This window comes from Cupriavidus pampae (assembly GCF_914271485.1).
GTDB classification, from domain to species: domain Bacteria; phylum Pseudomonadota; class Gammaproteobacteria; order Burkholderiales; family Burkholderiaceae; genus Cupriavidus; species Cupriavidus pampae.
Genome location: NZ_CAJZAG010000010.1, coordinates 83923 through 104537, shown reverse-complemented (window position 1 = coordinate 104537; position 20615 = coordinate 83923). Strand labels below are relative to the sequence as shown.

The following is a 20615-nucleotide window of genomic DNA, read 5'->3' as shown; positions in this document are numbered from 1 at the left end:
GCGGGCAACATCGCTTCCTCGAACTGGCTAGTTGGACACGAGTCGAGCATATATTGCCGACAGTTGCGCAGGCAAGGCCCGCGCCGTATCCGCGACGCAGAAGTTGCCATGCCCGAGCATGGTGCGAATGTACGGCGCCGCACCGGCATCGATCGTCACGCCGCACACCGCCACGCCGGCGCGACGGGCCGCCTGCGCGGCGGCGCGCGCATCCTCGACCAGATAGTCGCGGTCGAATACATCGACATCGGAGGGCTCGCCGTCGGTGATGACCACGATGGCGCGGTGCGGGTTGGGCTCACGCATGGCGCATGAGGTGGCATGGCGCAACGCGGCGCCGATGCGGGTGGAGAACCGGCCCGCCAGCGCGCCAAGTGTGGCCCGCGCACCGGCGTCGAGCGGTTGACCGAAGTCGAGCAGCCTGAAATAGTTGACGGCTTCGCGCGTATCGGACGAGAACGCGTGGATCGCCACGCGGTGCCCGCATTCGGCGGCCGCGTGGGCGAGCATCGTCGTGGCAGCCTTCTCGATGTCGAGCACGGTGGTGTGACCATGCGTGCCGGCTACCGCGTCGTTGGTGGAGGCGGAAGCGTCCACGAGCAGCAGGATGCTGAAATGCGGCGTGCCGCGCGCGGGACGCAGGAACAGTCGGGGCTCCGGCGCCAGGCCGAGGCGGCGATCCACCATGACCGTGACGGCTGCATCGAGGTCGAGCGACTCCCCCTCGAGTTGCCGTTTGAGCTTGCGATCGCGGCTGAGCCGCTGGCGGTGAGGCAGTGCCAGGCGTGCGCCGAGCCGCGCGAGATCCGATGGCTCGGCGGCGCCGCGTGGCAACGACTGCGCGCCGGGCGCGCGCTCGATCACGGTGCACCAATCCTGCCGGGCGAGGTCGAGACGGTAGTCCCATTCCGGATAGTACGTGCGCGACAGCTCGTCCGTGAGTTCCGCACGCGGGACCTCTCCCGCATCGTCACCGGGCTCGGCTTGCTGATAGCCCGAAGTCGCGGCCATCGCGAGCGGTTCGGCGTTGGGCGGTGGCGTGCGGTCGCCGTGATCCCACAGAAAGCTGTTGTCGTCGCGATAGCTGGCGGGCACCACGTAGTCGTTGGCGTCGAAGCGCACGCGCATCTGGCCGAGATCGTTGGCCAGAATCGAGGCCAGCTCACGAAACGCCCGGTAATCGTACAAGCAAGTACGCAGCGCCGCAAAACCATGGCGCGCCTTGTCGATCCAGTAATTGTCGTCGGGCCAGTCGTCATCGAGCAGCGCGGCGCCAAGCCGGCCCATCATCGCGCGAAAGCTCAGACCGTGCGGATCGACGGCTTCCTGCAACAGCGGCAGCAGCCATGCGCGTATGCCTGGACAGTCGCGCAGCATCAGGCTGTCCACACGCGCATCCTCGACGGCGGAGATCACCGCAAGGCTCAGCGGCTTGAGGCCGCGCGACGGCAATGCACGCGGCGAGAAGCGCAGATGCGCGGCCGCATGCGCCACCGCCGCACGTTGTACTGCATAGGCGTCAGGCAGCTGCGGCATCAGCAGATGCGTGGACGTCAGCACCGGCCGTCGGATACGCGGCGCGGTGCCGACCGACATGCCGCATCCGGCCAATCCGGTCAACAGTGGTTCAAGCGACGGCGAGACTTCCGCATCGATCATGCGAACGTGGCCTCGATCAGCCCGCGCAGCGCGAGCGCCATGTCGGGGTCATCGGTCAGCGCGTGCGTCATGGTCATGTCGCAGCTGTCGCGCGGCGCCACGCCCGAGCGGATCAAGGTGCCGGCGTGAATCAGCATGCGCGTGGATGCGCCTTCCTCCAGACCGCGATGGCGCAGCGCGCGCGTGCGCGTGGCGATATCGACGAGGCGGGTGGCGAGCTCCGGTGAAACATCCGCCTCAGTCGCGACGATGCGCGCCTCCGCCTCCGCATCCGGGTAGTCGAACTGCATCGCCACGAAGCGCTGGCGCGTGGACGGCTTCATGTCCTTGGCGCGGCTCTGATAGCCGGGGTTATACGACACCACGAGCTGGAAGTCCGCATGGGCGTGGATCAGCTCGCCCTTCTTGTCGAGCGGCAGCATGCGCCGCGCGTCGGTAAGCGGGTGAATGATCACGGTGGTGTCCTGCCGAGCCTCGACAATCTCGTCGAGGTAGCAGATTGCACCTTCACGCACGGCCGTGGTAAGCGGGCCGTCATGCCACGCGGTGCCATGCGCGTCCAGCAGGTAGCGGCCGACGAGGTCGGACGCGGTCATGTCCTCGTTGCATGCGACGGTGATCAATGGCTTGCGCAGCTTCCACGCCATGTACTCGATGAACCGCGTCTTGCCGCAACCGGTCGGCCCCTTGAGCACGGTGGGCAGCCGGTGCGCGTACGCGTGCTCGAACCACGCGACTTCCTGGCCAACGGATTGGTAGAACGGTTCGGCCTCGATGCGATAGGCGGCGATGGGACTGGACATTGAGGAATCGGGTCGAATATCGCAATAATGAAGCCCACCGCGCGCGGCGGTGGGCGCGGTCACATCAGCGGTGCTCCGCCTGCTCGTGCGGGATGCCTTCAATAGGACATTCAGCCGTGCCAATCGTCGAACGCGTAATGGACTCGACCGCCTTGCGCGTACCTTCCGGATCGTTGACCCATTTGCCGTAGAACTCGAACGGGCAGGCCGCGACGCCTTGCGCGCCCTCGCCGGAGTTGAGCTTGCCGGTATAGCCGCGATGCAGCAGCTTGAACAGGTGATTGTTCGACTGCTGGTTCTTGCGCGCGTCGCGGATCAGGCTCAGCGAGAACTCGCCGTACTGAATGCCCATCTCCTCGGTGCCGCACTCGCCGAGCGTGCGGCCATCGAAACCGATCAGCGACGAACCGCCAAAGTACGAATACACGCCGTCGAAACCGGTGGCGTTGGCGACCGCCACATAGCTGTTGTTCATCCACGCCATGGTCCTGGCCACCATCATCTGCTGGTCGCGCGCGGGATACATATAGCCCTGGCAGCGGACGATCAGTTCCGCGCCACGCATCGCGCAGTCACGCCAGATCTCGGGATAGTTGCCGTCGTCGCAAATGATCAGGCTGACCTTGAGCCCCTTGGGTCCCTCCGACACATACGTGCAGTCGCCCGGATACCAGCCCTCGATCGGGGCCCACGGCATGATCTTGCGGTACTTCTGCACGATCTCGCCCTGGTTGTTCATGAGGATCAGCGTGTTGTACGGCGCCTTGTTCGGGTGCTCCTCGTGACGTTCGCCGGTCAGCGAGAACACGCCCCACACGTTGGCTTTGCGACAGGCCGCCGCGAAGATCTCGGTTTCTTCACCCGGGATCTGTGAAGCCGTCTCGTACATTTCCTTCGCGTCGTACATGATGCCGTGGGTCGAGTACTCGGGAAACACGACCAGATCCATCCCTGGCAGGCCCTGCTTCATCCCGACCAGCATCTCGCCGATCTTGCGCGCGTTGTCGAGCACCTCCGCCTTGGTATGCAGCCGCGGCATCTTGTAGTTCACTACCGCCACACCGACCGTATCCTTCGAGCTGCCGATATCACCGTGTCGCATTTCATTTCTCCTTGATAAACGTCAGACGGTCAGGAATGACCGCACTTTCTGCTGGTCGAGCGTGTCGCGCGCTTCTTCGTGCACGATGCGCCCGCCGTCGATGACCAGAAAACGGTCGGCCAGATCGAGCGCGAAGCTGAGCATCTGCTCGGACACCACGATGGCAAAACCGCGTTCCTGGCGCAGCGCGTTGAGCGTGCGCGCGATGTCCTTGATGATCGAAGGCTGGATGCCCTCGGTTGGCTCGTCGAGAATCAGCACCTGCGGATCGGACACCAGCGCGCGTGCAATCGCCAGCATCTGCTGCTGGCCGCCGCTGAGGTTGCCGCCGCGTCGGTTGCGCATCTCGTGCAGCACCGGAAAGCATTGGTAGATGTAGTCAGGCACCGCGCGATAGCGCGAGTACTCGGTGCCGGTCAGGATGTTCTGCTCCACCGTAAGCCCCGCAAAGATCATGCGGCCCTGCGGCACGAAAGCGAGGCCGTGCTTCACACGCGCGTGGCCACGCAATCCGGCGAGCTCCGTGCCGCGCAGACGAATGCTGCCGCTGCGCGCGGGCAGCATGCCGATCAGCGATTTCAGCAGCGTGGTCTTGCCCATGCCATTGCGGCCCATGATCGCCACCGATTCGCGCTCCCTGACCGAGAACGACACGTCCTTGATCACATGCGATTCGCGATACGCCACATTGAGTCCCTGCACTTCCAGCATCGCGTTCTCCTAGTGGCCGAGGTAGACGTCGACCACGCGCGGGTCCGCCTGCACTTCGGCGACCGTACCTTCGCTGAGCACGCGGCCTTGATGCAGGACGGTCACCTTGCTGGCGATCTGCCGCACGAAGTCCATGTCGTGCTCGATCACGATGACCGATTTGCCCTGCGCGATGCGCGCGAGCAGCGCCGCGGTAAGCTCGCGCTCGCGCGGGCTCATGCCGGCCACGGGCTCATCGAGCAGCAGCAGCCGTGGCTCCTGCAGCAGCAACATGCCGATCTCGAGCCACTGTTTCTGGCCGTGGCTCAGACGTCCAGCCTTGCCAGCGAGGCGGTCGCGCAGAAACACCATGTCGGCGATCGCCTCGATGCGGGCGATGACATCGGCGCGACGATGAAAGAACACCGAGCGCAGCACGCCGTGCGCGTTGGGTAGCGAGATCTCGAAGTTCTCGAACACGGTCAGGTCCTCGTAGACCGAAGGCGTCTGGAACTTGCGACCCACCCCGGCGCGCACGATTTCGTGCTCGGGCATCTGCGCGAGGTCCCTGCCTTCAAACAGCACGCGTCCCGAGGACGGACGCGTCTTGCCGCAGATCATGTCGAGCAGCGTGGTCTTGCCCGCGCCGTTGGGGCCAATGATCACGCGCAGCTCGCACGGGTCGACGCGCAGGCTCAGGCCATCGACGGCGCGAAAGCCGTCGAACGAGACCGTGAGCGCGTCGATCTCCAGGCAGCCAGCGGTCGGAGTCGCCGGGGCCGCCTGCGTATTCTGCGCATTCTGCGTATTGGCCATCGCGGAAGCGGGCATCATGTCGTCCATATCGAGTTCCGCGTTCATTTGCTCTCCTTCGCACGTGCGTCGCGCATGCCGAAGGTGCTGCTGAAGGTGCTGAACAGGCCAGCCAGTCCGTTGGGCATGGCTACCACCACCACGATGAAAATCGCACCGAGGAAATACAGCCAGATCTGCGGGAAGGTTTCCGATAACCACGACTTGAGGAAGCCCACCAGCAGCGCGCCCACCACCGCGCCGGGCACCGACAGCCGCCCTCCCACTGCCGCGAAAATCACCATTTCCACCGAGGTGACCACGCCGACCACACCCGGCGATACCAGGCCCACCTGCAACGTGTAGAACGCACCGCCAATGGCGCTCAGGATGGCCGCGAGCATGAACACGAACGCCTTGAAGTGCGCGGTGTTGTAGCCGCTGAAGCGCACACGGTCCTCGCTGTCGCGGATCGCGATCAGCACCTTGCCGAAGCGAGTGCGCAGCAATGCCACGGCTAACGCCATCAGCACGAGAATGGTGGCGGCCTGCACGTAGTAGATGACCTGCCGCGCCGCGTCGCCGACCACGTCCATGCCGAGCAACGTGCGGAAGTCCGTAATGCCGTTGGCGCCACCGGTGTCGCCCTGCTGGCCGATGATCAGCACCGTCAGCGTCGTGGCGAGGCAAAGCGTGACGATGGCGAAGTACACACCGCTCACGCGCCGCTTGAACACCGCATAGGAGAGCCCGTAGGCAAGCAGCGCGGGCAGCACGAGGATCAGCACCAACGTCGCGGTAAAGCTGTGGAACGGCTCCCACCAGAATGGCAGCTTCTCCACGCTGCTCCAGACCATGAAGTCGGGCAGCTCCGGAGCCGAGGCTTCCAGCTTCAGGAACATCGCCATCATGTAGCCGCCGAGGCCGAAGAAGATGCCCTGTCCCAGACTCAGGATGCCCCCGTAGCCCCACGTGATGACGATGCCGATGGCGACGAACGAGAACGCCAGGTACTTGCCGACCAGATTCAGACGGAACGCATCGAGCGTCAGCGGCAGGATCGCGAGCAGCAGCACGGCGACGGATGCCAGCGCCAGCAGATCGCTTCTTCGATATACGAGCTTCATGGCATCACCTCCGGGCCTTGCGCGCGAATAGCCCATTGGGCCGGAAGTACAGCGTCGTGATAACCAGCAGCAGGATCGCCACCTTGGCCATCGAGCCGCTCATCAGGTACTCGAGCGTGGTCTGCGACTGCGCGATGGTGAAGCCCGAAAGGGCGGTGCCGATCAGGCTCTGCACGCCGCCGAATACGACCACGATGAACGAATCGACGATATACAGCTGGCCTGTGCCGGGGTTGGTCGAGCCGATCATCGTGAATACGCATCCGGCGATACCCGCGAGGCCTGAGCCAAGCGCAAAGGTGGCCGCGTCGACGCGATCGGTGTTGATGCCGACCGCATCGCTCATCGCGCGGTTCTGGGTGACGGCGCGCACGCGCAGGCCCCAGCGCGTACGGTAGAGCAGCAGATACACGGCGAGCGCCACCACCGCGGTCAGGCCGATCACGAAGATGCGCGTGAGCGGTAGCTGGATGCCGCTGACGGGCTCCCATGCACCCGATAGCCAGGAGGCGAGAGGCACGCTGACTTCCTGCGGGCCAAACACCGAGCGATAGGTCTGCTGCAGGATCAGGCTCAGGCCCCAGGTGGCCAGCAACGTGTCGAGCGGACGATCGTAGAAGAAGCGGATAAAGCCACGCTCGAGCACGTAGCCCGCCGCGAAGGTGGTGGCGAATGCCACCGGAATCGCCGCGAACAGGTAGCCGTCCATCCACTGCGGCGCCCAATGCTCGAACGCGCGCGCGGTCAGGTACGTCATGTACGCGCCAAGGGCCATCAACTCCCCGTGCGCCATGTTGATGACGCCCATCAGTCCAAACACGATGGCCAGTCCGATCGCCATCAGGAACAGGATGGTGAACAGACTGATGCCATTGAAGACCTGCATCGCGACGATGTCGATATCCATCTCGGAGCTCCGTTACGCGCGTGGCCTTACACCTTGGGGAATGGGTTCGGTTCGATCAGATCGGCCGACTCCCACACGATGTCGAACTGGCCATCGGGGCGCGCACGGCCCACGCGTACCTTTTTCCAGACGTGATGGTTGGTGGCATGCACGCGCACGGTTCCCTCAGGCGCATCGAGCGTGACGCCGCCGGCGGCGGCGGCCACCTTCTCGGGATCGAAGGTTTTGGCCTTCTCCACCGCGAGCTTCCACAGGTAGACGCTGTTGTAGGCCACCTCCATCGGGTCACCGATCACGCGCTCCTGCCCGTAGCGTGTCTTGAAGGCTTTGACGAAGCGCTCGTTGACCGGATTCTTGAGGCTCTGGAAGTAGCCCATGCAGGCGTAGTAGCCGACCGCGTTGTCCTTGCCGATGCCCTCGATCTCGTTCTCCGACACCACGGTGGAGAGCAGGGTGATCTTGCTGCCGTCGAGCCCGGCCGCACGTAGCTGCTTGTAGAACGCCACGTTGGAGCCACCGACCACGGTGCTGTAGATGCAATCGGGCTTGGCGGCCTTGATCTTGTTGATGATCGACGAGAACTCGGTGTGGCCGAGCGGTGCGTATTCCTCGCCCGCGAGCTTGCCGCCGAGCTTGGTGATCGTGGCCTTGGCGATCTTGTTGCAGGTGCGTGGATAGATATAGTCGGAGCCGACCAGGAAGATGGTCTTGCCCTTTTCGCGCGCCATCCAGTCAATGGCCGCGATGACGGACTGCGTAGCCTCCTGCGACGGGTAGATAACGTGCTTGTCCTGCTCCTGGCCTTCGTAGTAAGTCGGATAGAACAGCAGTCCATTGGCGCGCGCGAGCGCGGGCAGCACGGCCTTGCGCGAGGCGGATGTATAGCAACCGATGATCGCCGCGCACTTGTCGCGCTCGAGCAGCTTGCGTGCCTTCTCGGCGAAGATCGGGTTCTCGCTCGCACCGTCCTCCACCACGACCTCGATCTTGCGGCCCATCACGCCGCCCGAGGCATTGATCTCGTCCACGGCCATCTTCTCGGCATCGACGAGCGAAGCCTCCGCGATCGCGATGGTGCCGGACAGCGAATGCAGCAGGCCAAGCTTGACGGGCTCCTGCGCCTGGGCTCGCGCGGCAAGCGGATGTAGCAGCGTGCCCGAAGTCGCGCCGAGCGCGAGCATGGAACCAGCAGTCTTGACGAAGCGGCGGCGATTGAACGTGCTCATGGGTTTCTCCTAGGCCATGTGGTGCGGCGTTTTTATGGGCGTCGATTGTTTTGGACAAAGCTCCGCCCTGGTTGCCGGGGCATCCATTCGACTGGTTGACTTCTGAAACGTACAAACGAAAAAAGCCCGAACCGGTGTTCACCGGTTCGGGCTCTGTTGCCTTGCGCTCCGCTGGCAGTATTGGCAGCTAGCGCGACATGTTGTGAGACGACATCTCGTCTTGCAGGGATTTATAGCATAAGGATCTGCGCCGGGTGTAGGGATTTTTACTAACCCACGTGCATTCCTTGTGCCTTCCCCAACGCGGGGCGTTGCTGCATATTATTGGCGCACGCCGCTCGTTATTGCGGTGCGGCATGCGCGGAAGCAGTGCCACGTCAGCCGATAAATTCGCGCAGTGCCTGCGTGAAGCGTTGGGGCAACTCGAAGCTCGAGATATGTGCGGCAGGCAGTTCGAGATAGCGCGCGCCCGGGATCGCATCGGCTAGCGCGCGACCTTCGGCGGCGGTGGTCGACGGATCGTCGCTCCCTGCAATGACTAGCACCGGCACGCCAATCGTCGACGCGGTGTCACGGAAGTCCGCGTCGCGTACCGCGGCACAGTTGGCGGCATAGCCCTGCGGATCGAGTGCGGCGAGCACCGCGCGCAGCGGGGCGATCGCGGCCGCCTCGCGCGCAACGAACGCGGGCGTGAACCATCGCTGCACCGAGGCATCAACCAGCGGTGCCATGCCCTCTTGCTGCACGGTGCCAATGCGCGCGTTCCAGCCATCGGCGCCGCCGATCTTTGCCGCGGTGTTGGCCAACACGATGCGCGAGAAACGCTGCGGCGCATGAATGCCGAGCCACTGTCCTGTGGAGCCGCCCATCGACAGCCCGCAGAACGTCGCCTGTTCGATGCCGAGCGCGTCGAGAATCGCGACCACATCGCGACCGAGCGTGTCGACACCGAACGGCTTGCCGTCGTACGTCGAACGTCCATGACCGCGCGTGTCATAGCGAACCACGCGGAAGTCCCCGGCCAGCGCATCCGCCTGCGGCTGCCACATGGTGTGATCGGTGCCGAGCGAGTTCGAGAACACGATGGCGGGTGCCTGATCGGGACCATCGACGGTATAGAACAGCCGGGCGCCGGCGTGATCGAGGTATGGCAAGAGAGTCTCCTTGAAAGCGAGTGTGGAACGCAAGCCGGAATGATAGCGCGTGGGGCGGAAGGGAGTGCGGGCGGGGCAGAGCGCGTCAACGTATATGGTGTGCCCGTTGCATGGCTTGCCCGGCCGGCGTTAAATAGAGCGCAGTCATGCCTTCTTGCTGGGGGACATCTTGCGTCAGGCCTTTCTTGCTATCGCCGAGCGGGTCGAGCAATGGCTGGATCGTATCGATCCGGGCACGCATCGTCGCATCAAGGGGCTGCGGCTGGTGACGGCTTATGGCATTGCGGCCGCGCTCGGGGCGTTGCGAGATGTCTCGCTGGGGCTGCCCGATGCGGCGCCGCTGGTGACGCTGGCGGCGGGCTTCGCGCTGTGGGCCAGTGTCTCGGAAGCGCGGACTACACGTTGGACGTCGAGCCGGGATCTGGTGGTGCTGTGCGTCGCCGCGGCGGTAGGTGCCGCAGTCTATGCGCTGGTGGCGCCGTGGCTGGATGTGCATCTGCGCGCCGGTGGCGAGTGGATTCTTATCAGCGGTGCATTCGTCGTTGGCTTTCTGCGGCGCTATGGCGTGCTGGGGGCGGGTGTGGGATCGCAGCTCTATATCGGACAACTGCTCGGCTATACCACCGACCTCGGGCCGAACGACCTGATAGCCATCGGTGTGGCGATGCTGATCGCGATCGTGTCCGCGGTAGTGCCACGGCTGCTGACCGGCCCCGCCGAGCAACCGATTCCCGCCCCACCGCTCGCGCCAGTCGTACGCCCGCGCTTTGGCTCGCCGGAGCTCGTCATGGGGCTGCAGGCGGCGACTGCCGCGCTGATCGTGGTGGCGTTGACCAGTGCGCTCGGGTTGATCGAATCGGCATGGGGCGTCACCGCGTGTGTCTACGTGGTGACCGGTACTGCCGCGGCCACCATCGAGCGGGGGCGGCGGCGCATTATCGGTACGCTCGTCGGCGTGCCGCTCGGGCTGATCTGCCTGCCGCTCGCGGCACACGCTCCGCTATTGATCTGGTGCGCCGCATCGGTGGCGATGATCGTGTACGCGATGGCGCTGCCCGAGCGCTATGACGTGGCTTGCGGCGCGTTTGCGTTCACGCTCGTGGTTACGCTGGCCGTCGCCGGCGAGCATTCGCTGGCGGTGCTGGTAGCGCGGGCGTGGGAGACGCTGCTCGGCGGCGCGCTGGGCATCGCGGCGGCGTTGCTGATGTTTCCGTTGCGCGAAGCCAAAGCGGACGTGACGCGACCTTAACCGGCAGGACCGACAGGACTGAGGGGACGACCTTAGCGATTGCGTAGCGGCGCCACGCCAGGTACGTCGCTGGCCTCGACGATGCGAATCATCATGAGCATGAACAGATCGCGCTCGGCAGGCGTCAGATGTTCGATCGTGCGTGCATGCGCGCGTTCCACTGCGTCCTGCATGCGCTGCACCAGCGTACGCCCCTTGCGCGCGAGCCGCACCAGCTTGACGCGGCCATCGAGCGGCGACTGTCTACGCTCGATCAACCCGCGCGCTTCGAGCCGCGGCAGCACTTCGGCAACCGTTGTGCGTTCGAGGCCAATCGCCATGGCCAGCGAATTCTGATCGAGTTCGCCCTGTTCGAGCAGCGCCGACATCAGGCTGTACTGCACTGGCGTGATATTGAACTCGCTGGTCTCTTCAAGAAACAGACCGCCGTGGATCTGATGCAGGCGGCGGATCAGAAAGCCCGGGCGGGAGTAGAGCACCGAGTGTTGCTGGACCTCCGCAAGCTCCGCCTCGAGCAGGGGAAGGCTGTCTTCGCGAATCATGAGAAGTGGTACTGAATAGCCCGTGGGCGATTTAGGAAGTATGCCACGTATCCCCGTGTCGATTATGTCGAAGTATTGCAGAGTGCTACAAACGGTTCCCACATTTCGTGCATTCAAGAAATGGGGTATGCCCCATTTATGGGTGGGGATACGACGCATGCTGGTGCGTGCGTCGCGTCATCGCCCGCGGCGCGCACGTAGATATGGGGTATGGCACATATTTTTCAAAGAAGTTTTTCCCAATCGGATCAAAGGCTTGGCGTAAGCAGGGCTGGTCGGCCCATGCGCGGTGGCACACGCGTTGCTTTATGCAGTGCACAGCCGGTGAATGCCGGGACACACAAGAAGACGCCCCCGCCGTATGAACGCTCCAACCTCCAGGGAAGACCTCGCGCCTGCCGTACGTGCCCAGGGCATCGGTGATCGCGTACCGCGCAAGGAAGACCAGCGGCTACTGCTTGGCCGCGGTCAGTTCGTGGGCGATATCCGCATGCCGGACATGCTGGACGTCGCCTTTGTGCGCAGTCCGGTCGCTCACGCACGGCTTGGCACGATCCACAAGCCGGCCGGCCTCGAGTCGCTGGTATTCACGATGGCGGACCTGCCCGATGTGGCGCCGATCCTTGCCGCCGCCGGGCTGCCGGGCTTCAAACGGTCCGTGCAGCATCCGCTTGCGAGCGACAAGGTGCGCCATGTGGGCGAGCTGGTGGCGGCGTGCGTGGCGCCGACGCGCGCACGCGCCGAGGATATTGCCGCTCAGGTAGAGGTCGATTACGACGAGCTGCCAGTGCTGGCCGACATGGACACCGCCAACACGTCCGCGGCCCGCGTGCATGACGCGTGGAGCGACAACGTATTCGTGGAAACACGTATCGAGAAAGGCGGTGACAAGGCTGATGGCAACAGTAGCGAAACCCGTCGCTATCACCGCATGCTGCGCACCGCGCGCCAGTGCATGATGCCGATGGAAGGTCGTGCCGTGCTGTGCTGGTGGGATCATCGGCTCGATCAGCTCGTGATGTACACCGCGGCGCAGGTGCCGCATATCAACCGCACCGGCCTGGCCGAATGCCTCGGCCTCGACGAAGGCCAGGTCCGCGTGATCTCGCCCGACGTCGGTGGCGGCTTCGGTTACAAGGGCCTGCTGCTGCCCGAGGAGATTTGCTGCGCCTGGCTGGCGCGCCATCTCGGCCGCCCCGTGCGCTGGCTCGAGGATCGCCGCGAGCAGCTCAGCGCCAATGCGAACTGCCGCGAGCACGCGTATGACATCGCTATCGAGGTCGAGCCGGACGGCCGCCTCGTGAGCATCGAGTGCGACGCGATGGTGGACTCGGGTGCTTACTCGCTCTATCCGTTCAGCGCGTGCCTGGAGGCCTCGCAGGTGGCGTCGATCCTGCCGGGCCCGTACACGATGGATCGCTACGTCTGCCGCTCGCGCGCGATAGCCACCAACAAGCCCGGCATCCTGCCGTATCGCGGTGTAGCACGCACTGGCGTGTGCTTCGCGATCGAACTGATGATGGATGCGGCCGCGCGCGATCTCGGCATTGAGCCGTACGACCTGCGCGCGCGCAGCCTCGTGCCGGCTAGCGCGATGCCGTTCGTCAATATCACTGGCAAGCTGTTCGACTCGGGCGACTACGCCGAGAGCATGACGCGCGCGGTGGCCGCGCTTGACTGGAAGCGCTGGCGTGCGCGGCAGCACGAGGTCAATGCAACGGCCGGCAACAAGCGAATCGGTCTCGGCCTCTCCGTGTATTGCGAGCAGGGTGCTCACGGCACTTCGGTCTATCACGGCTGGGGCATTCCGATGGTGCCCGGTCATGAGCAATGCTCGGCGCGCATCACGCCCGATGGCGTGCTCGAACTACGCCTTGGCGTGCATTCGCACGGACAGGGCATGGAAACGTCGATGGCGCAGGTCGCACACACGGTACTCGGCATCGATATCGACCGCGTACGCGTGGTGCATGGCGACACTGCGGTCTCTCCTTACTCGACTGGCACCTGGGGCTCGCGTTGTGCGGTGATGGCCGGCGGCGCCGTCGGCGCGGCTTGCGACGTACTGGCGCAACGGCTGATCAGCATCGCGGCGGGCGTGCTTGGCAAGCCGGCCGCATCGATGCAACTAATCGACGGCGTAGTGAAGGCGCCCGGCCAGCTCGAGAGCATGTCCCTCGCGGAGATCGCGCACACGTGGTACCGCGCGCCGCAGAAGGTGCCAGCGGGTATCGATCCGGGTGGCCTCGAGGTGGTCACCGGCTACAAGACGCAGCCCGACACGGGCACCTTCAGCTATGCCTGCCACGCTTGTGCGGTGGAAGTGGACACCGCCACCGGCAAGGTCACGTTGCTCGACTATGCGATCTGCGAGGACGGCGGCGTGCTGCTGAATCCGCTGATCGTCGATGGTCAGATCATTGGTGGCCTGGCGCAAGGCATCGGCACCGCGTTGTACGAAGAGATGCCCTTTGACACGGAAGGCCAGCCGCTGGCCTCCACCATGGCCGACTACCTGCTGCCCGGTGCCGGCGAAATGCCGCCGTTGACGCTGCTGCATATGGAAACGCCGAGCCCGCACAGCAAGTATGGCCAGAAAGGGCTGGGGGAGGGCGGTGCGATCGCGCCACCGGCGGCCATCATCAACGCGGTCAACGACGCGCTGCATGCGCTAGGTGCGGAGCTGACGCAATGCCCGGCCAGCCCGGAGCGCGTACTGGCGGCGCTGGCCGCGGCGGGCAACAAGGAGGACGCGCAATGAAGGCCGTTGCCTACCGCATCGAACCGGGCGTCTCGATCGACGCTACCACCCGCACGCTGCGCGACGCCGGCTGGGGTGGCAAGGCCATCGCCGGTGGACAGTCGCTCGGCGCGATGCTGAACCTGCGTCTTGCACAACCGGAGCTGCTGGCCGACCTCGATGGCATCGATGCCCTGCGCGCGGTGCAGGAGGGTGCTGACGCCATTACGTTCGGCGCGATGTGCACGCATGCCGCGTTCGAGGACGGCAGGCTGCCCGATCCGAGCCGCGGCCTGATGCCGGCGGTCGCGCGCGGCATCGCCTACCGCGCGGTGCGTAATCGCGGCACGCTCGGCGGCAGCCTGTGCCATGCCGATCCGGCTGCGGACTGGGTCAGCACGATGCCTCTACTGGGCGCGACGCTGCGCCTCGAAGGCCCCGACGGCGTGCGCACCGTGCGCGCCGCGGATTTCATGCTGGCCGCGTTCGAGACGCAACTCGGCGAAGGCGAACTGCTGACCGCTATCAGCGTGCCGCGACTGTCGGCGCAGGCGCGCTGGTCGTATCGCAAATTCTGTCGCAAGACCGGCGAGTTCGCGCACGCGCTGGTCTGCGCCCTGCGCGACCCGGCGCTCGGCGTCGAGCGACTGGTCGTAGGCGCGCTCGACGGCGCGCCGCGCGTGTTCGAAGGCCCGGGCTTGATCGCATCGCTCGCTACCGCGCCCCAACGCGCGGCATGGCTGGCCGAGGCCGGCATCGATGTCGATCCCGCCCGCACTGCCCAGCTCGCCGAGATGCTGCGACTGGTCGTCAACGATATGGACGATAAGGAGACGCCGCGATGAGCGCGCCTGAACTGATATTCCCGGAGGTCCATGCCCAGCGCATCGATCTCGATGTGAATGGCCGCAAGTACGCGCTGCAGCTGGAGGATCGCACGCACCTGGCCGATGCCTTGCGCGATCACTGCGGCCTGACCGCCACGCATATCGGGTGCGAACACGGCGTGTGCGGCGCGTGCACGGTTGAAGTCGATGGCATGCCGCAGCGCTCGTGCCTGCAATCCGCCGTGCGTTTCGTCGGCAAGGCTGTGCGCACGCTAGAGGCGTTCGACGAGGACGCGGTGATGGCGCAGCTGCGCGCCGCATTCACGGCCGAGCACGCGCTGCAATGCGGCTATTGCACGCCCGGCATGTTGATGACCGCGCGCGACATCGTGCTGCGTCTGCCCGACGCCGATGAGGCTCGCATTCAGGAAGAACTGGCTGGCAATCTCTGCCGCTGCACCGGCTATATCGGCATCGTGCGCGCAATCCAGCGCGTGCTGCGCGAACGCCGCGAAGGAGCATGTCATGGAAATTGAACAACGTTTCGCGCTGAGCACGGCGCCAGCGACCGTGTGGCAGGCGTTTCAGGATGTGAGGCTGCTGATCAACTGCCTGCCCGGCGCATCGATTCCCGACGACGCCGTGGTGGAGGGCAACAAGGTACCGCTGTTGTTCCAGGTAAAGCTGGGCCCGATCGCCGCGCGTTTCAAGGGGCAGGGCGAACTCGCACAGGACGATGTGGCGCGCACCGGCACATTCAGCGGCACCGCCGTCGATGCCAAGACGCAGAGCCGCGTCAAGGGTGTCGCACGGTTTGCGTTGCAGCCCGTGGAGAGCGGTACCGAGGTCGTGGTGGCGGTCGATTACGCGGTAACCGGAGCGCTCGCGCAGTTCAGCCGCGAAGGCATTGTGCGCGCACTGGCCGAGCAACTGACGCGCGAGTTCGCCGCGAATCTGCAGGCGGCACTGCCCGCCGAGCCTGTCGCCGACGGCGTAGCGGTTGACGCCGGCCCAGCGGTCCAGCCCACCCTCGTCAGTTCACCGCGGCCGGCCGAGGCCGCGCCAGCCGCCTCCATCGATCTGTGGAGTGTGTTCAAGGCCTGGCTGCGCCAGTGGTGGCGCGCCCGCAAGAACGCCTGAGTTGCCTAGTTTTTCGCAGTTCCCATCGTCCTGTCTCATCTCGAACAAGGAGATCCCCATGTGGATCCGCAGCAAGACCCGCGTCGCCCTCATCGCCGTCAGTTCGGTGCTCGCCTGCAGCGCACCCTTCGCCCAGGCACAGGAGACCATCAAGATCGGCGTGACCGAGCCGCTGACCGGCGCGGTGGCCGCGTCGGGCACGTATGTGACCAACGGCGCGCGCATCGCGGCGGACGTCATCAATAGCCGCGGCGGCGTGCTGGGCCGCAAGCTCGAACTGGTGATCGAGGACAACAAGTCCAATCCACGCGAGGCGGTTAACTCGGCCGAGAAGCTGATCCTCAAGGACAAGGTACCGGTGCTGATGGGCGCATGGAGCTCGACGTTCACGCTCGCCGTCATGCCGAAGCTGGTCGAGTACGGCGTGCCGATGGTCGTGGAGACCGCGTCGTCGACCAAGATCACGACGGCGGGCAATCCGTGGATCTTCCGTACCAGCCCGACGTCGGCGATGGAAGCGGCCGCGTTCGCCAAGCATCTGGCGTCGTTCAGCCCGGCCATCAAGAAGGTGGACTTCCTGTCGGTGAACAACGACTGGGGTCTTGGTGCCGCCGCCGAATTCCGCAAGGCACTCGAGGGCAAGGGCATCACCGTGGGCCGCACCGAAACCATGGCGCCGGACGCCACCGACCTGTCGGCGCAACTGGCATCGCTCAAGAGCACCGGCGCCGACACGCTGATCGTCACCTCGGGTATCGAGCAACTGACGCTGGCGATCCGCCAGGCCGCCGAGCAGCGCCTGCCGCAACGCGTGATCACCACCGGCGGCTCGTTTCCCGAGCCGCTGCTGAAGACCCCGGGGCCGAAGGGCTACGCGAGCCAGCATCTGCTGTTCTTCGCACCGTGGGCAGTGGAACGCGCGCAGTACCCCGAGGTGGCCAAGGACTTCGTCGCGGGCTGGAATGCGCGCAAGCTCGACTTCGCCGGCCAGACCGAAGGCTTCCGTGGCTATGACGCGATCCTGACCATCGCCGAAGCGATCCGCGTGGCCGGCAAGGCCGAGCCCGCCGCCATTCGCGATGCGCTGTGGAAGGTCAAGCTCAAGGGCGTCAACGGCGATATCGCGTTTATCAAGGAAGGTCCGGCCGGCAAGGAAAGCGGTCAGGCCGAGCCGAACATCTACGTGGTCGAGCTCAAGGACGGCGCGGTCGCAGTCAAATAAGCACGCGCTACGGACAGGGGAATCACAGTGGAATCGTTCCTGCAGCATGCGCTGAACGGACTCGTGCTCGGGGCGACTTACGCCTTGCTGGGGATCGGCCTGACGCTGATCTTCGGCATCATGCGGGTCGTCAACTTCGCGCACGGCGAGCTCTATGCGCTGGGTGCCTATATCGCCTACGCGGTGGTGTCGGTGCTCGGCCTCAATTTCTTCGGCTCGCTGATCCTCGCGGCCGTCGGCGGCTTTGCCGTCGGCGCGCTGATCGAGTACGTGCTCCTGCGGCGGCGCAACCTCGCGGCCATGGACGAGGTCATGCTGATCATGATCGGCGTGATGATCGTGATGCAGAACGGGGAGCTGCTGCTCTGGGGCGGGGTCGCCAAGGCGGTGCCGTCGCCGTTCTCGCAGGAACCGCTTGTGTTCGGGCTGGTGTCGGTGTCGCCGATCCGCCTGTTCGTACTGTGCACGGCAGTGGTGCTGCTTGGCCTGTTCTATCTGCTGATCGAACGCACGCGACTGGGGCTGGCCATGCGCGCCACGTTCCAGGACCGCGACGCGGCCGAGATCGTCGGCGTCAAGGTGCCGTACATGTACACGCTGACATTCGCGCTCGGCTCGTCGCTGGCCGCGGTAGCGGGCGCGTTGCTGGCGCCGGTGTTCGTGGTCAATCCGACCATGGGCGACCTTGCCAGCCTCAAGGCGTTCGCGATCGTGATCCTGGGCGGTCTCGGCAATCTGCCGGGCGCTGCGCTCGGCGGCTTTACGCTGGGCCTGGTCGAGGAATTTGGCGCGGGCTACGTCTCTACCGCGTACCGCGATGCGATCGGCTTCCTCGTGATTCTGATCGTGATGATCGTGCGGCCGCAGGGTCTGTTTTCCACCAAGGAGCGAGTGGGATGACCATCGCAAGATTCACGCCGCTGGCCTGCGTCGCGGCCTTCGCATTGTTGCCGGTCGTCTGGCCCGATCCGTACGTGCTGTCGGTGATGGCCTCGTGCGGCATCTTTATCGTCGCGGCCATCAGCCTCAACCTGCTGCTGGGTTACACGGGGCAGTTGAGCCTCGGCCATGTGGCGTTCTTCGGCATCGGCGCCTACACCAGTGCGCTGCTGTCGCTCGGCTTCGACGTGACGTTCCTTGGCTTCGATGCGCCATTTGTGGTCGCGCCCAAGCCGGTGTGGGTGGCCTTTCTCGCGGGCATCGCCATGGCAAGCCTGTCCGGCTGGCTGGTGGGCAAGCTTGCGTTCCGCGTACGTGGCGCGTACTTCGTGATCGTCACCATCAGCTTTGCCCAGGTGATGCGCATGGTCGCGCTGAACTGGGTCGATCTGACCGAAGGTCCGATGGCGCTCAACAATATTCCGGCACTGACCATGTGGGTGCCGGGGCACGGCGTGCTCGATCTGACCTCGAAGGCCGCGCGCTATTGGCTGGTGCTGGCGGCTGGCACGATCGCCTGGTTCACGGTGGCGGCGATCGTGCGCAGCCGCGTGGGCCGCGCGATGGTGGCGCTGCGCGAGAACGAGACGCTGGCGCGCTCGATCGGCATCGAGGCTTCGCGCTATCTGCGCATCGCCACGCTGGTCTCCGCGGGCATCGCCGGAGCGGCTGGCGGCCTCTATGCGCATACCGTGCAGATTATCGACCCGGATGTCTTCATGTTTATGTTCACGATCACGATGGTGATCATGGTGATCGCAGGTGGCAAGGGCACGCTGGCCGGCCCGGTGGTCGGCGGGTTGATCTTCGGGTTGATGCCCGAGGCATTGCGCGGTGTGATGGCACCGGAGATGCAATGGATGCTGTACGGCACGCTGATGATCGTGATCCTGATCGTGCTGCCGCGTGGCATCGTGCCCGCCTTCGCCGCACTCGGTACGCTGCGTCGGCGCAAAGCTGCCGTCGCCGCGCCGATAGGCATCCCGCTGCCGGCAAAGGGAGACGAAGCATGAGCGAGCCAGTATTGACACTGGGCGGCGTGACCATGGACATCGCCGGGCTCAAGGCGATGGACACCGTGAGCTTCGCGGTGCAGGAAGGACAGATCGTCAGCCTGATCGGCCCCAACGGCGCGGGCAAGACTACCACGTTCAACGCGATCTCGGGCTACATGCGTCCCACGGCGGGGGAGATCCGTGTGTTCGGTCGCAATGTGGTGGGCTTGTCGCCCGAGAAGATCGCCGAACTCGGGCTGGTCCGTAGTTTCCAGCGCACCAACGTGTTCCCGGGTTGCACGGTGTTCGACAACGTACTGACCGCGCTGCATCTGCAGGGTCGTGCAGGGCTTTGGCAGGCGCTCACGCGCGGCCGCCGCATGCGCGAGGAAGAGCGCGCGCTGCGGGCCCGTGCTGAAGAACTGCTGGACTTTGTCGGGCTCGAGTCTCGCGCGGAGGAACGTGCATCGAGCCTCGCCTATGGCGAGCAACGCCTGCTCGGCGTGGCGATCGCGCTGGCGGCGCGGCCGCGCATCCTGCTGCTCGACGAACCCGCGGCGGGTCTCAATCCGTCCGAGACCGACGCGTTCAAGACGATGGTGCGCCGCATTCGCGACAGCGGCGTCACGGTGCTGCTGGTCGAGCACGACATGCATATGGTGATGTCGATCTCCGACCATATCGTAGTGCTCAATCACGGCAAGCGCATTGCAACCGGCAAGCCGGCGGACATTCAGCAGGACCCGGAAGTCATCCGGGCCTATCTCGGATCGGGGCTCAAACGTGCTCAAGGTTGAACAGATTTCAGTACGGTACGGCCCGGCCGTCGGCGTCGAGCGCGTGTCGATCGAGGTGCGCGAAGGCGAGCTGGTGACGCTGATCGGCGCCAACGGTGCGGGCAAGTCGACCACGCTCCGCGCGATCAGCGGTCTCGAACCGCTTGCGCATGGCCGCATCACATTCGACGGTCATCAGATTTCGGGGGCATCGGCGGCGGCGGTGATCGAGCGCGGCGTGGCGCATTGCCCGGAAGGCCGGCGCGTATTTCCGCAGCTGACGGTGTCCGAGAACCTCGAGATGGGCGCCTATCGGCGGCTCGACCGCAATCGCGTACGGCAGGATCGTGAACGCATGCTGGACCGCTTTCCGCGTCTGCGCGAGCGCCTGAAGCAGGCGGCGGGCACGCTGTCGGGCGGCGAGCAGCAGATGCTTGCGATTGCGCGCGCGCTGATGGCGCGGCCGCGCCTCGTGATGTTCGACGAGCCGTCGCTGGGCCTGGCACCGAATTTCGTCGAGATGATCTTCGACCTGATCCTCGAGGTACGACGTGAAGGCACCACGGTGCTGATGGTGGAACAAAACGCGTATGCGGCGCTCGAGATGTGCGATCGCGCATACCTGCTCGAGAACGGGCGCGTGGTCAACGAAGGCCCGGCCGAGAAGATGCTCGCGGATCCGAACATTCGCCGCGCCTATCTGGGCGGATAGCGTCCGCACGACA

Annotated in this window: 20 protein-coding genes; 10 read left to right on the top strand and 10 right to left on the bottom strand. The window is 65.1% G+C overall.

Annotated features, from left to right (window positions below):
- Positions 1–27: 27 nt before the first annotated feature.
- From LDO41_RS24490 to pcaD, 9 genes are all read right to left on the bottom strand, one after another.
- The gene (locus tag LDO41_RS24490; RefSeq protein WP_223993036.1) at positions 28–1659 is read right to left on the bottom strand and encodes a nitric oxide reductase activation protein NorD; all 1632 of its coding nucleotides are present in this window, start codon (positions 1657–1659) and stop codon (positions 28–30) included.
- Entirely contained in the window at positions 1656–2462 is an 807-nt protein-coding gene (locus LDO41_RS24485; protein ID WP_223993035.1) for a CbbQ/NirQ/NorQ/GpvN family protein, read from the bottom strand. The genes LDO41_RS24490 and LDO41_RS24485 overlap by 4 nt, the downstream gene beginning before the upstream one ends.
- Before the next feature lie 64 nt (positions 2463–2526).
- Positions 2527–3564: an aliphatic amidase gene (locus tag LDO41_RS24480; RefSeq protein ID WP_223993034.1), complete on the bottom strand. Its 1038-nt coding sequence runs from the start codon at positions 3562–3564 to the stop codon at positions 2527–2529.
- A gap of 21 nt (positions 3565–3585) precedes the next feature.
- Complete coding sequence (gene urtE / locus LDO41_RS24475; protein ID WP_223993033.1) at positions 3586–4275, bottom strand: urea ABC transporter ATP-binding subunit UrtE; 690 nt, start codon at positions 4273–4275, stop codon at positions 3586–3588.
- Between the two features lie 9 nt (positions 4276–4284).
- On the bottom strand, positions 4285–5115 hold the full coding sequence (urtD, locus tag LDO41_RS24470; RefSeq protein ID WP_223993032.1) for an urea ABC transporter ATP-binding protein UrtD: 831 nt from the start codon (positions 5113–5115) through the stop codon (positions 4285–4287).
- Complete coding sequence (gene urtC, locus LDO41_RS24465; RefSeq protein ID WP_223993031.1) at positions 5112–6173, bottom strand: urea ABC transporter permease subunit UrtC; 1062 nt, start codon at positions 6171–6173, stop codon at positions 5112–5114. The genes urtD and urtC overlap by 4 nt, the downstream gene beginning before the upstream one ends.
- A gap of 4 nt (positions 6174–6177) precedes the next feature.
- Entirely contained in the window at positions 6178–7080 is a 903-nt protein-coding gene (gene urtB, locus LDO41_RS24460; protein WP_223993030.1) for an urea ABC transporter permease subunit UrtB, read from the bottom strand.
- A gap of 26 nt (positions 7081–7106) precedes the next feature.
- A complete protein-coding gene (urtA, locus tag LDO41_RS24455; RefSeq protein ID WP_223993029.1) occupies positions 7107–8306 on the bottom strand; it encodes an urea ABC transporter substrate-binding protein in 1200 nt (399 codons plus the stop codon).
- A 377-nt stretch (positions 8307–8683) separates the two neighbouring features.
- Positions 8684–9460 (bottom strand): 3-oxoadipate enol-lactonase, encoded by a 777-nt coding sequence (gene pcaD, locus LDO41_RS24450; RefSeq protein WP_223993027.1) that lies wholly within the window; start codon positions 9458–9460, stop codon positions 8684–8686.
- Positions 9461–9614: 154 nt separating this feature from the next.
- Here pcaD and LDO41_RS24445 point away from each other — a divergent pair, with 154 nt between their 5' ends.
- Positions 9615–10709, top strand: coding sequence for an FUSC family protein (locus tag LDO41_RS24445; protein ID WP_223993025.1), 1095 nt, complete (start codon positions 9615–9617; stop codon positions 10707–10709).
- A gap of 32 nt (positions 10710–10741) precedes the next feature.
- Here the strand turns inward: LDO41_RS24445 and LDO41_RS24440 are convergent, their stop codons facing one another.
- Positions 10742–11251, bottom strand: coding sequence for a MarR family winged helix-turn-helix transcriptional regulator (locus LDO41_RS24440; RefSeq protein WP_223993016.1), 510 nt, complete (start codon positions 11249–11251; stop codon positions 10742–10744).
- Positions 11252–11612: 361 nt separating this feature from the next.
- Between LDO41_RS24440 and LDO41_RS24435 the strand changes: the two genes are divergently transcribed.
- From LDO41_RS24435 to LDO41_RS24395, 9 genes are read left to right on the top strand one after another with little or no spacing between them, the layout of a single operon-like run.
- Positions 11613–14012, top strand: coding sequence for a xanthine dehydrogenase family protein molybdopterin-binding subunit (locus tag LDO41_RS24435; protein WP_223993015.1), 2400 nt, complete (start codon positions 11613–11615; stop codon positions 14010–14012).
- The gene (locus LDO41_RS24430; protein ID WP_223993013.1) at positions 14009–14836 is read left to right on the top strand and encodes an FAD binding domain-containing protein; all 828 of its coding nucleotides are present in this window, start codon (positions 14009–14011) and stop codon (positions 14834–14836) included. Before LDO41_RS24435 ends, LDO41_RS24430 begins: the two co-directional genes overlap by 4 nt.
- Positions 14833–15354, top strand: coding sequence for a (2Fe-2S)-binding protein (locus LDO41_RS24425; protein ID WP_223993011.1), 522 nt, complete (start codon positions 14833–14835; stop codon positions 15352–15354). The genes LDO41_RS24430 and LDO41_RS24425 overlap by 4 nt, the downstream gene beginning before the upstream one ends.
- A complete protein-coding gene (locus LDO41_RS24420; protein WP_223993009.1) occupies positions 15344–15958 on the top strand; it encodes an SRPBCC family protein in 615 nt (204 codons plus the stop codon). The genes LDO41_RS24425 and LDO41_RS24420 overlap by 11 nt, the downstream gene beginning before the upstream one ends.
- Positions 15959–16016: 58 nt before the next feature.
- A complete protein-coding gene (locus LDO41_RS24415; RefSeq protein ID WP_223993007.1) occupies positions 16017–17180 on the top strand; it encodes an ABC transporter substrate-binding protein in 1164 nt (387 codons plus the stop codon).
- 27 nt (positions 17181–17207) lie between these two features.
- Positions 17208–18080 carry a branched-chain amino acid ABC transporter permease gene (locus tag LDO41_RS24410; RefSeq protein WP_223993006.1) on the top strand — a complete coding sequence of 291 codons (873 nt, stop codon included), beginning with the start codon at positions 17208–17210 and terminating at the stop codon, positions 18078–18080.
- Entirely contained in the window at positions 18077–19132 is a 1056-nt protein-coding gene (locus LDO41_RS24405) for a branched-chain amino acid ABC transporter permease (protein WP_223993005.1), read from the top strand. Before LDO41_RS24410 ends, LDO41_RS24405 begins: the two co-directional genes overlap by 4 nt.
- Positions 19129–19911 carry an ABC transporter ATP-binding protein gene (locus LDO41_RS24400; RefSeq protein WP_223993004.1) on the top strand — a complete coding sequence of 261 codons (783 nt, stop codon included), beginning with the start codon at positions 19129–19131 and terminating at the stop codon, positions 19909–19911. The genes LDO41_RS24405 and LDO41_RS24400 overlap by 4 nt, the downstream gene beginning before the upstream one ends.
- Entirely contained in the window at positions 19898–20602 is a 705-nt protein-coding gene (locus LDO41_RS24395) for an ABC transporter ATP-binding protein (protein WP_223992998.1), read from the top strand. Before LDO41_RS24400 ends, LDO41_RS24395 begins: the two co-directional genes overlap by 14 nt.
- Positions 20603–20615: the final 13 nt, after the last annotated feature.

What these genes read in the sequence shown, in the direction of transcription:
- LDO41_RS24490 (WP_223993036.1), bottom strand. Translation starts at nt 1,659, where the DNA reads ATGATCGATGCGGAAGTCTCGCCGTCGCTTGAACCACTGTTGACCGGA.
- LDO41_RS24485 (WP_223993035.1), bottom strand. Translation starts at nt 2,462, where the DNA reads ATGTCCAGTCCCATCGCCGCCTATCGCATCGAGGCCGAACCGTTCTAC.
- LDO41_RS24480 (WP_223993034.1), bottom strand. Translation starts at nt 3,564, where the DNA reads ATGCGACACGGTGATATCGGCAGCTCGAAGGATACGGTCGGTGTGGCG.
- urtE (WP_223993033.1), bottom strand. Translation starts at nt 4,275, where the DNA reads ATGCTGGAAGTGCAGGGACTCAATGTGGCGTATCGCGAATCGCATGTG.
- urtD (WP_223993032.1), bottom strand. Translation starts at nt 5,115, where the DNA reads ATGAACGCGGAACTCGATATGGACGACATGATGCCCGCTTCCGCGATG.
- urtC (WP_223993031.1), bottom strand. Translation starts at nt 6,173, where the DNA reads ATGAAGCTCGTATATCGAAGAAGCGATCTGCTGGCGCTGGCATCCGTC.
- urtB (WP_223993030.1), bottom strand. Translation starts at nt 7,080, where the DNA reads ATGGATATCGACATCGTCGCGATGCAGGTCTTCAATGGCATCAGTCTG.
- urtA (WP_223993029.1), bottom strand. Translation starts at nt 8,306, where the DNA reads ATGAGCACGTTCAATCGCCGCCGCTTCGTCAAGACTGCTGGTTCCATG.
- LDO41_RS24440 (WP_223993016.1), bottom strand. Translation starts at nt 11,251, where the DNA reads ATGATTCGCGAAGACAGCCTTCCCCTGCTCGAGGCGGAGCTTGCGGAG.
- LDO41_RS24435 (WP_223993015.1), top strand. Translation starts at nt 11,613, where the DNA reads ATGAACGCTCCAACCTCCAGGGAAGACCTCGCGCCTGCCGTACGTGCC.
- LDO41_RS24430 (WP_223993013.1), top strand. Translation starts at nt 14,009, where the DNA reads ATGAAGGCCGTTGCCTACCGCATCGAACCGGGCGTCTCGATCGACGCT.
- LDO41_RS24425 (WP_223993011.1), top strand. Translation starts at nt 14,833, where the DNA reads ATGAGCGCGCCTGAACTGATATTCCCGGAGGTCCATGCCCAGCGCATC.
- LDO41_RS24420 (WP_223993009.1), top strand. Translation starts at nt 15,344, where the DNA reads ATGGAAATTGAACAACGTTTCGCGCTGAGCACGGCGCCAGCGACCGTG.
- LDO41_RS24415 (WP_223993007.1), top strand. Translation starts at nt 16,017, where the DNA reads ATGTGGATCCGCAGCAAGACCCGCGTCGCCCTCATCGCCGTCAGTTCG.
- LDO41_RS24405 (WP_223993005.1), top strand. Translation starts at nt 18,077, where the DNA reads ATGACCATCGCAAGATTCACGCCGCTGGCCTGCGTCGCGGCCTTCGCA.
- LDO41_RS24400 (WP_223993004.1), top strand. Translation starts at nt 19,129, where the DNA reads ATGAGCGAGCCAGTATTGACACTGGGCGGCGTGACCATGGACATCGCC.